Source organism: Actinomycetota bacterium (genome assembly GCA_040757835.1).
Classification (GTDB): Bacteria; Actinomycetota; Geothermincolia; order Geothermincolales; family RBG-13-55-18; genus SURF-21.
Genome location: JBFLWJ010000030.1, coordinates 20,600 through 30,970, shown reverse-complemented (window position 1 = coordinate 30,970; position 10,371 = coordinate 20,600). Strand labels below are relative to the sequence as shown.

Annotated in this window: 10 protein-coding genes and 1 tRNA gene; 3 read left to right on the top strand and 8 right to left on the bottom strand. The window is 60.6% G+C overall.

The features are described 5' to 3' along the window. Nucleotides 1-777: 777 nt before the first annotated feature. Nucleotides 778-862, bottom strand: a tRNA-Tyr gene (locus AB1384_15480). 18 nt (nucleotides 863-880) lie between these two features. Next, complete coding sequence (locus AB1384_15475; GenBank protein MEW6555669.1) at nucleotides 881-1,225, bottom strand: STAS domain-containing protein; 345 nt, start codon at nucleotides 1,223-1,225, stop codon at nucleotides 881-883. Nucleotides 1,226-1,452: 227 nt separating this feature from the next. Between AB1384_15475 and AB1384_15470 the strand changes: the two genes are divergently transcribed. Together AB1384_15470 and AB1384_15465 are read left to right on the top strand one after the other, a co-directional pair. Beyond that, complete coding sequence (locus tag AB1384_15470; GenBank protein ID MEW6555668.1) at nucleotides 1,453-1,839, top strand: hypothetical protein; 387 nt, start codon at nucleotides 1,453-1,455, stop codon at nucleotides 1,837-1,839. Nucleotides 1,840-1,880: 41 nt separating this feature from the next. Then, nucleotides 1,881-2,657 carry a SigB/SigF/SigG family RNA polymerase sigma factor gene (locus AB1384_15465; GenBank protein MEW6555667.1) on the top strand — a complete coding sequence of 259 codons (777 nt, stop codon included), beginning with the start codon at nucleotides 1,881-1,883 and terminating at the stop codon, nucleotides 2,655-2,657. Nucleotides 2,658-2,678: 21 nt separating this feature from the next. Here AB1384_15465 and AB1384_15460 read toward each other — a convergent pair whose 3' ends face one another. The 6 genes from AB1384_15460 to AB1384_15435 form a co-directional block, all read right to left on the bottom strand. After that, nucleotides 2,679-3,545, bottom strand: a complete 867-nt coding sequence (locus AB1384_15460; protein ID MEW6555666.1) for a DUF72 domain-containing protein — start codon at nucleotides 3,543-3,545, stop codon at nucleotides 2,679-2,681. A gap of 57 nt (nucleotides 3,546-3,602) precedes the next feature. Beyond that, nucleotides 3,603-3,914 carry a Veg family protein gene (locus tag AB1384_15455; GenBank protein ID MEW6555665.1) on the bottom strand — a complete coding sequence of 104 codons (312 nt, stop codon included), beginning with the start codon at nucleotides 3,912-3,914 and terminating at the stop codon, nucleotides 3,603-3,605. A 268-nt stretch (nucleotides 3,915-4,182) separates the two neighbouring features. Continuing rightward, on the bottom strand, nucleotides 4,183-5,283 hold the full coding sequence (locus AB1384_15450) for a S16 family serine protease (GenBank protein ID MEW6555664.1): 1,101 nt from the start codon (nucleotides 5,281-5,283) through the stop codon (nucleotides 4,183-4,185). A 38-nt stretch (nucleotides 5,284-5,321) separates the two neighbouring features. Next, on the bottom strand, nucleotides 5,322-6,308 hold the full coding sequence (gene amrS, locus AB1384_15445) for an AmmeMemoRadiSam system radical SAM enzyme (protein MEW6555663.1): 987 nt from the start codon (nucleotides 6,306-6,308) through the stop codon (nucleotides 5,322-5,324). A gap of 131 nt (nucleotides 6,309-6,439) precedes the next feature. Continuing rightward, a complete protein-coding gene (gene feoB / locus AB1384_15440) occupies nucleotides 6,440-8,467 on the bottom strand; it encodes a ferrous iron transport protein B (protein MEW6555662.1) in 2,028 nt (675 codons plus the stop codon). Continuing rightward, nucleotides 8,464-9,210 (bottom strand): metal-dependent transcriptional regulator, encoded by a 747-nt coding sequence (locus AB1384_15435; GenBank protein ID MEW6555661.1) that lies wholly within the window; start codon nucleotides 9,208-9,210, stop codon nucleotides 8,464-8,466. The genes feoB and AB1384_15435 overlap by 4 nt, the downstream gene beginning before the upstream one ends. Nucleotides 9,211-9,414: 204 nt before the next feature. On the opposite strand from AB1384_15435, the gene AB1384_15430 reads away from it, so the two are divergent. Beyond that, nucleotides 9,415-10,371 (top strand): GDP-L-fucose synthase, encoded by a 957-nt coding sequence (locus AB1384_15430; GenBank protein MEW6555660.1) that lies wholly within the window; start codon nucleotides 9,415-9,417, stop codon nucleotides 10,369-10,371.

The window sequence follows — 10,371 nt, the reverse complement described above, 5'->3', positions numbered from 1 at the left end:
ATAGTAGTGTTGACCATCGTGCCTCTCCTTTGTCTCTCAGTTACTCCTTTGAGAAAAGGATGGCACGGTGGTCCTTGCTTTGCTAGAGGGTTTTCGGTTTATACACCACTACCGGGGACTCTAACTTGTGGTGGGAGTGGTAATAATCTTGTAAACCTCACCATCCACACTCCATGTGTCTGGATTTGGTGAAGAACTGGTAGCAGCAATGGCGTAAGGTGCTGTTAACAAAAATATAGGACAAAACGAAGCAACAAGGAGACAAATAAGAAATATGTGCACAGTCTTCCTTAACCATTCTTTGCGTTTGCTATTCTTGGCGTGGGGTTCCATCAGCATTCCACTCCCTCCATCTAGCACTCTCTGCCAGAACTAAGACCTATACAGTGAACAGCGAATATGAGGTCATTTATGTGCCCTATCGCTCCAATCCCCTAGGCTTTCTCTTTACAAATCGCTGACTATATAGGCATAGTCACTGGTAATATATAGATGTCCCTAAATGGATGCTCGGCAAGCCCTGAAGGATACTTTACTTGGGGAAATTAAGTTAATGTGCTCCACCTAACTCTAATCACTCGCATAAGCGAAGCCCATATTTATCGAGTGGAAATGGGTCAAGATAGTTATTTCTGGCTTCCTTTTGCCTAAATCCATGAATAACGGATATAAGCGTATTGACTATTTGTTGACCGTGGCAGACTCACGGGGCTTGTATGGTCTGGAAAAACACAAAGCAGGCCCGAGTACACCGCATCTGACCTGCTTCTTTATTTATGGTGGGGGAGGGAGGATTTGAACCTCCGTAGGCTGTGCCAACGGATTTACAGTCCGTCCCCTTTGGCCACTCGGGTACTCCCCCGCGTATAAGGCGCCCCGGTTAGGCGTCGAGGCACCGCTGCAAATTATCGTAAATGGCGAAGACTTTGTCCAGACCGGTGATTGTGAACACCTTGAGGATATTGCGCTTGTCGCAGATGAGCCGGATGCTTCCGCCCTCGGTCGTGGTCTTCTTGAGGGCCGCAACCAGCACGCCCAGCCCGGTCGAGTCCATGAACTCCAGCTCGGTCAGGTCGATGACCAGGTCGGTATTGCCGGCCTCGATGACCTCGTAGACGGTCTCCTTGAAGACCGCTGCCGTGGAGAGGTCTATCTCGCCTTCGAGCACCACTACCTTCACGCCGCCCACGTCTCTCACCTGGGTATGCAGGAAGACTCCTCCCATATCGCTCAAGGTATCTCCTTCCGCCGAGTATCTTGCTCTGCCATCCTCCCCTACAAGTTTATCACGCCGGGCACCATGTTCCATCAACTTATCAAGTGGAGATACCATGCGTCCCGCCGTTCCCTCAGCCCCCGCCCTCCTCCGCCGGTTTAAAAGTGAGCCCATGGGGAACATCTATATCGTCTGAAATAATCTGCGGACGCCGAGATGGCCGGGAGGTGAGGCGCTTGAGCGACAATAACGAAGTGGTGCGGATGCGCCTTCCGGCCGAGCAGTTCTCGCGCCAGCTCATCAGGCTCGCGGTCTACCTGGTGGCCAGCCGCATGGATTACGACCTCTCCCAGCTCGAGGACCTGCGCATCGCCGTCGACGAAGCGAGCAACTATGCCGTCATCCATTCCTCCGAGGGCACCGTCCTGCAGGTTGAAATAGCGCCCTTGAAGGAGTACCTTGAAATCATTCTCACTTCGCAGTTGGCTGAGGATGACGAGTCGCGTACGGTGATGCCCGAATCCTTCAGCAGGATGATCATGGAATCCGTGGTCGACGTGGTGGACTTAAAGCGGGAGCAGGCGACCTGCCGCATCTCCCTGCGAAAGCAGCGTCCCAGCTGACGGGCTCATTCGTCCGCACACTCCCCACAAGGAGATGATACGTGAGTGGAGACGATGAACGGCGGCTGGAACGCAGGCGGTACATCCGGGAGCTCTTTCAGAAGCTGAGGGCAACCGGCGATCCCAAAGTAAGGGACGAACTCATCTCCCTCAATATCCACCTCGTGGAATACCTCGCACGTAAGTTCTCCAACCGCGGCGAGCCATTGGAGGACCTCCTCCAGGTGGGATACATCGGGCTCATCAAGGCCATCGACCGCTACGACCTGGAGCGCGGGGTGGAGTTCAGCACCTACGCGACGCCGACCATCGTGGGGGAGCTGAAGCGCTACTTCCGGGACAAGGGGTGGGCTATCCGCATCCCCCGCCGACTGCAGATGCGCGACCACGAGCTGAACCAGGCCATCGACTTCCTCACCCAGGAGCTGCACCGCTCACCCACCCTGCAGGAGGTAGCCGGCGAGATGCGGTTGAGCCTGGAGGAGGTGGTGGAGATCCTCGAGTCCTCGTACGCCGCTAACTACCTCAGCCTGGACAATATCTACATGAACAGCTCCGAGGACCACGGCTTCTGTCTCCTGGACTACCTTGGCGGCGAGGACGACGATTTCTCCCTGGCCGAGGACCGGGATACCCTGGCCAAACTCCTCTCCTTGCTCACGGAACGGGAGCAGAAGGTGATCTACATGCGCTTCTTCCGCGGCATGACCCAGATAGAGATCGCCAACAAACTCGACATATCGCAGATGCACGTCTCGCGGTTGTTGCGCAAGATCCTCGAGAAGCTGCGGGGCGAGATAGAGCTGGAGGAATACTGAGTCCCCCGCCCTTATCCCCGTTCACTCCTCCGGCCACAGTCCCAGCGGTTGCTCCCCTCCCTGTAAGGGCACCACCCTTTCGGAGGGGAGCATTCCGGCCATCATCACCGCGTTGCGGGGGGCCTTGCCACGGTAGTGGTTGTTGAAGATGGCGTAGGTGCGTGCGGCCTGGCCGTCCAGGCGCAGCAGGCCGGGTACCCATTCCGCGAGTTCCTCCTCGCTGTAGAGGTAATCGTACCTCTCCCAGGACTGGCGGCCGCGGTCCCACCAGGTCTCGTAATTGCGCCCGTGGAAGCGCACGTAGCCTATGTCGCCACTGAGGATGACATGCGGTTTGACCAGCCCCTTGAGGCGGGGCTCGTCCACGCAGCAGAACCCCATGCGCAGCTCGCTCAGCAGCTCCAAGGTCTCGCCACATATCCATTCCTCGTTGCGGAACTCAACCACGATGTCCTGGGAGGGCATACGCTGGCGGAACAGGCGCAGGTAATCGCGGTTGTTCTCGCTGCATTTGAAGCCCCAGGGGAACTGGGCCAGCACGCACGCCAGCTTGCCGTGGTCCTCCATGGGGCGCAGCACCTCGCGGAAGAGCTCGAAATCCTCGGCGTTGTCCGTATAGGAGTGAGTCAACCCCTTGTAGGCCTTGATGATGAACTGGAAATCGGGGGTGGTGCGCCTGGCCATGGAGAGGATGCTGTTGGGCGAAGGGAGGGTGTGCCAGGTGCTGTTCACCTCGACCACTGGAAAGCGCGAGGAATAGTACTCCAGCATGTACTTCTTGTCCTGCCTCGCGGGGTAGAAGGCGCCCTTCCAGTCCTGGTAGCTGAACCCCGCCGTGCCGATGAAGATCACCGCACCTCCCTTGCTCTCACGTCTATCATATCCCAATAGCAAAACCCCCGCCGCTCGTGGCCGCAGCGGGGGTTTTGATGCCTCGCTCTTTATTCAGTTCTCGAGTATCTTCACGTCGTCGATGGCGATGTCCACGTAACTGTAGGCCACCCTTTCGTCCACGTTGCGCCGGTTCTTGAAGCGGAAGAGGAAGACGGTGGGGTATACTCCCTCGACGATACCCTCCTTCTCCTCCCAGTGAGTCTTTGGCTTGGACTCTTTGACGGAAATACGCACCACCTGACCCACCAGGTTACGCATGGTTTCCATTATATCTGAGATGCTCGCGTTTTCGATCCCGGTCGGTTTCATCCTCTCCATCACCTCGATCTTTGCTCCGATATACAGGAAGGTTGATTCTACCACTATTTTTCCTGCATATCCACCCTTACTCTAAAATGATGACGCTTCTTGCGGCTATTTTGTTCCGCCATTTATGCCCTCAACGGTCGTCTAATTGTTCGCTGGGCATGCCTCGTTCTCCTTTGGCCGGTGCGATTTTTCCCCTTTTTTCGGTAAGTTGCGCTCCAAAAGCTTTATTCCGCGCCGCACAACACTCTTTTGAACAGGTACGTCTGTCTAATAAGGGTATTATTGGCGGTCGCAGATGAACCTGCTGCAGCGGGTTCTCAGATCACGTCAGGCTCTTCAGTATCTCCAGGGCTTGGTCGAGGTCCTCCACCGGGAAAAGCCGCAGGTCGGTGGAGAAGCCCTCCAGGTCCTCCTGGTTCTCTTCCGGGTAGATGAAGAACTCCGCCCCCGCTTCCTCCGCGGCCCGGATTTTGAAGGGCAGGCCCCCGATGGGGCCCACATCGCCCGCGAGGGTGATCTCTCCTGTGCCCGCGATCATGTCGCCATGGGTGAGGTCTTCGGGGGTAAGCGCATTGACCAGCGAGAGCGTCATCATCAGGCCGGCGGACGGCCCCTTCACCGTATCCAGGTCCCATTCGACTTTCACGTCGGAATCGTAGGTGAAGAAGTCACGGGTCGAGACGCCGATTATCGCCCTTCCCAGCTCCGGCTCATAGACGGGCTGTACCTCCACCTCCCTCACCTCGTCCTCGAGGAGGTCGGAGAGGTCGGAGTGCCTGGCCGTACCCTGAAGCTCTTCCTCGTTGGCGTCGTAGACGAGTTCGTCGTCCATGCCCTGGAGTTGCAGGGTGACCGTCTCTCCTTCGGGAGTGGACCCGACCACTTCTGTGAAACGCTCCGGCGTGTCCAGGGGCTCACCGTTCACCGCCACTATCACCTCGCCGGGTTCTATCAGCCCGTGCGCGGGGTAGTCCGATCCCACCGCGACCACGAACTCCCCCATCATCTCTATCGAGGCGGCGATGCCCGCTTCCTGCAGCCCCACCACCGTGGCGGTGTCCTGGCTGAGGAAGGTGATGACGATGTCCACGACGTCCTGTTCCTCCATGTTCAGCTCATCGCCAAGGTAGTCCCGGACCTTGATCATCTCGAAGCTGTCTCCGAGGGTTGCCAGCAGGTGATATAAGAGGCTCGATTCCTGCAGCGACACCGAGGTGAGCATCAACTCCCCGCGCGAGCTGTAAGTCTCGGCCCCCTTCACGGTGAGGTCCTCCTGCAGGTCGAAGCTGGGCCCCGGGCTTTCCGTGAGGTATCCGGTGGGCATGATGGCCATGACAAAGGCCGTGGGGACGAGGAGGAGGATGAGGAGCTTGGCTAGGGTGCTGCCGGTGCCCTCGGGCTGGGAGGGCGGACGCGGCGCCATCGGTCCGGCACCTGTCGTATGGAGGTGCGGCTTTGGCTTCATAGGACGACGTCCGCCTTTCTGCCGCACCTGGCACAGGCACCGTCCGCGATGCCCGCGATGGTCGTCCCGTAACCGCGGCGGGTTATTAGCCGGTTGCCGCACTGCGGGCAATCGGTGTTGGAGCCGTCGGAGGTCGCGACGTTCCCCAGGTAAACGTAGAGCAACTTCTCGCTGGCCAGCTCGCGTGCGCGCAATAGCGAGGCCAGCGGGGTCGGCTCTATGGTCATCCTGTAAGTGGGAAAATAGGCGGAGAAATGCAGCGGCACCTCTTCTCCCAAGCCGGCCACGAAGTCCACGAGCGCGGCGATGAGCTCGTCGGAATCGTTGAGGGTCGGTATCACCAGGTTGGTTATCTCCACATGGATGCCGGCGGCCTTCGCGGCCCGGCAGGTCGCCAGCACCGGGTCCAGTTTCGACTTGCATATCCTGCGGTAAAACTCGGGGTCCATGGATTTCACGTCGATGTTCATGGCATCCACGAAAGGCGCCAGCTGTGCGAAGGGTTGGGGATTCACCGAGCCGTTGGTGACCAGCACGTTCACCAGCCCTTCCTCTCGCGCCAGCTGCGAGCACTCCAGCACGAACTCGTACCAGATGGTGGGCTCGTTGTAGGTGTAGGCTATGCCCACCGAGCCCCTGGAGCGGGCCTCCTCCACCGCCTCCCGCGCGGTGAACTCGCTGGTGGCTGCGTCGGGCTGGAGCATGTGCCAGTTCTGACAGAAGTCGCAATTCTGGTTACACCCCCGCGTGCCCAGGGAATAGACCATGGCTCCGGGGTGGAAATGGTAGAGCGGCTTCTTCTCAATGGGGTCCATACCCCTGGCCATGACGCGGCCATAGATCTCGGAGTAAAGGGTGCCGTCGATATTGCGCCTTACCTTGCAGAACCCGCTCTTTCCCTCCGCGACGGTGCAGTCCTGGGGGCAGAGCAGGCAGTGTACCTTTCCGCCTTCGACCTTCTCGTAGAACAGCGCCTCTTTCATCTTAAGCCTCCCATCACCCTAACCATTCTACCCTAAACGGGGTCAGCCCCTGACATGTGACATTTTCAGCAAAGAAAGACCTGAAAAGATTACGCCGTTAAGAAAATGCCACATGTCAGGGGCTGACCCCATCAGAGGAGGACGAGGATGAGGTGGCAGGCGCCGCCGAGGAGCAAGGCCAGGACCACTGTGGAGCCGGTGATGGCCAAGGTGTCCCGCCCGCCCACTTCCCTCCACAGCACGGCGAATGTGGCGACGCACGGTATGTATACGGCGCACACCAGGGCGAAGGTGAAGATCTGTCCCCCACTCATAAAATCCAGCAGACTCGAGCTCTCGGTCACCCCGGGGATGGCCTGAGCCGCCAGCACCAGCAGCAGGGCCAGTGCCAGTTCCTTGCGCAGGAAGGCGAAGACGAGCGCGAGCAGGGCCACGGCGGGGATGCCCAGCCACCACTCCGCCAGGGGCTCCAGGGGCTCGGTCAGCTTCATTATCCAGCCACTCTCGTAGAGCAGTCCTAGCAGGAAGCTCCCCACCACGATAAGGGGGGCGGCGATATACAGGAAGTCCTTCAGGCGCAGCCACGTCTTCTTGAGCACGTTGAGCAGGGACGGACTGCGGAAGGGAAACATCTCCATGACCAGGCCGGTGGATTCGCCCGGCATGATCCTGTTCAGGAAGAGGCCGGCAGCGATGACCATCACGAAGAGAACGGCGTAGAGGAGCAGGGCGTACTCCCACCCCACGTAGCGGGACACCCCTCCCATGATCACCGCCACCCTGGCGCTGCAGGGCACCAGGACGATGAGCACACAGGCGATCACCCGCTCCCTCCGCGTCGAGAGCACCCTGGTTCCCATGACCGCGGGCACGTTGCATCCTACGGCGGAGATGAGGGGGATGATCGCCCTGCCGTGCAGGCCCAGGCGGTGCATGGAGCGGTCGGAGAGGAAGGCCACGGAATTGAGATAACCGCTGTCCTCCATGAAGCCGAGGATGAGGTAGAAGACCACCAGGTACGGCAGGGCGATCTCCAGCACCGCCCCCACGCCGTCCACAGCCCAACCCAGGGACTGCGCGAAGACGCCTTCCCCGAGCATGGACTCGATACCTCGGCCGATCGGCCCCCCGATGACGCTTTCCCAGAACCGCGAGAAGAGGTCGGCCAGGGCGCCACCGCCCCAGAAGATGGCCAGGAAAAACAGCCCCATCACCACCACCAGGATGGGGATGCCCGTCTTGAAGGAAGTGGTATACTCCCACATCCTCTCGCTGAGACGTGGCCGGCCGTATTCCCTGCGTTCCTGCACGCTGGAAGCGATGCTGCCCGCGATGCCGTGGCGCTCGCGGGCGATGATCAGCGCGGCCTTCTCTCCGTGCTCCCTCTCGATCTCCTCCGCGATCTGGGAGGAATAGGCGACCAGCTCGGCACCGGCCTCGCCCTCCTCCTCCAGGGCCTGCATGAACTCCTCGTCTTCCTCGAGCAACAGGATGGCCAGCGCGCGCCACGAGATGCCGAAGGTGTTCTCGCCGAGCTTGCGCTCAATGCGCCGCGCCAGCTTGCGCACGCGCGATTCTATATCCGCCGCGTACGAGAAGGGTATGATCAGGTACTCCTCCCGTCGCCGGGCGAGGTCCAGGGCCTGGTGCATGAGCTCGTCCAGGCCGTCCCCCCTGAGCCCCACGGTGGGAACGACGGGGACTCCGAGGAACTCGGCCAGCAGGTCTATATCCACATGCAGCCCCGCCTTTTCGGCCTGGTCCACCAGGTTGAGGGCCGCCACCACCGAGACTCCCAGGTCGAGGAACTGCAGCAGCAGGTAGAGGTTGCGCGCCAGGTTGCTGGCGTCGAGGATGACGATGACCACGTCGGGGCGTCCTTGCAGCACGCCTCGCCGGGCGGCCAGCTGGTCCTCCGAAACGGCCCCGAGGGCGTAGGTGCCGGGAAGGTCCACGATACCGATGCTGAGGCCGTCCATCTCGGTGGTGCCCAGGTTTAGCTCGACGGTCATGCCGGGATAGTTCGCGGTCATCACACCCATGCCGGTGATGCGGTTGAAGATGGTGGACTTGCCCACGTTGGGATTGCCGGCCAGTGCGAATATATACTCGGACCTGGCACGGACCTTATCCAGCTGCTCCAGGGGCTCGTACTTCATCTCTTGCGGCCGTCTCCCATGCGCCTCTGCCCGTGCCTGCCCCGGCCCGGACCTTTCCTGGTGTATATCTTAGAGGCTACCTCACGCCCCAGGGCATACTGGGTATCGCCTATCTTCACCAGTAGCGGCCCGCCGAAGGGGGCCACCTCCTTCACCTCGATATCCACGTCCGGCAGCAGGCCAAGCGAGGCCAGGTACTGCAGCAGTTGGGGCTCTTCCTCCTCTACCCTCGCGATGCACCCCTTCTCGTCGGCGCTGAAGTCACAGAGCGGCTTCACCTTCTCGTCGTCCCTGATGCGGCCGTTCTCGTCGGGGATGGGGTAACCGTGTGGGCAGGTCTCGGGGTTGCCCAGTATCTCGGCCAGCTTCTCCTCCACTTCGGGCGAGAGGACGTGCTCCAGCCTGCAGGCCTCGCGGTGCGCGGACTCCCAGTCCAGCCCCAGCACGTCGGTGAGGAATCGCTCCGAGAGGCGGTGGCGCCGTACCAGAGTCTTCGCCGCCCTCTGCCCCTTGGGGGTGAGGCTGATGGCTCGCCTGGCGCGCCCTTCCCCTTTGCCCTTGCCCGGCTTGCCGGTACCTGCGTAGCGGACGAAGCCCTCTGCTTCCATGCGGCGCAACATGTCCAGCACCGTGGGGGGGGTCACCCCCAGGTACTCCGACAGGCGCGTGGGCGTGAGGGTGCCTTCCTCGCAGCCCAGCTTGAACAGGGCCTCCAGGTATTCCTCCATCTTCTCGGTGAGCATTTTCTTCCCTTTCTTTGGGTCATATTAACCTTCATATTAGCCTAATCTAAAATTATAACAGGCACGCCGCTAAATCAAGGAAGGAGGACAACCTCGACCGCGAGAAAGGCATGCCTTTAAGTGCTCCCGGAACACCGCCTCCGCGCGTGTGATGGCGCGTGCTCCCGTCTATAATCAATAGATGATCGTGTAGGGGGTTTAAACATGACCGAGCTGAGAGACAAGCGGATCATGGTCAGTGGCGGGGCGGGATTCCTCGGCAGGTCCCTTCTGGAGAGGCTCCGGCAGAGAGGCTGCTCGCGTTTATTCGTGCCCCGCGCCGAGGACTTCGACCTGGTGAGGATGGAGGACGTGGAGCGTGCGTATGAGGCGGCGGACCCCGAGATCGTCATCCACCTGGCGGCCCGGGTGGGCGGGATAGGCGCCAACCGCGACAACCCCGGCCCCTTCTTCTACGAAAACCTCATGATGGGGGTGCAGATGATGGAGGTGGGCCGCAGAAGGGGCATCGAGAAGTTCGTGGCCATGGGCACCATCTGCAGCTACCCCAAACACACACCCGTCCCTTTCCGGGAAGAGGACCTGTGGAACGGTTACCCCGAGGAGACCAACGCCCCCTACGGCCTGGCCAAGAAGATGCTGCTGGTGCAGGCGCAGGCCTACCGCCAGCAGTACGGTTTCAACGCCATATTCCTGATGCCGGTGAACCTCTACGGCCCCGGCGACAACTTCGACCCCGCGACGTCGCACGTCATACCCGCGCTGATCAGGAGGTTCGTGGAGGCCAGGGAGCTCGGCCGCGACGAAGTGGTGGTTTGGGGATCGGGCGAGGCCTCTCGGGAGTTCCTCTACGTGGACGACTGTGCCGAGGCCGTGGCGCTGGCCACCGAGGCGTACGAGAAGAGCGAGCCGGTTAACATCGGGGCCGGGTTCGAGATCACCATCCGGGAGCTGGCGGCGCTCATAGCGGAGTTGACCGGGTTCGAGGGAAGGATCGTCTGGGACACCACCAAGCCGGACGGCCAGCCGCGCCGCATGTTGGACGTGCAAAGGGCAGAGCGGGAGTTCGGGTTCAGGGCGAAGACCGCACTAAGAGAGGGCCTCGCCAGGACTGTCTCCTGGTACCTGGCCGACGGCCGCGGCGGGACGGCGGGGCGTTGA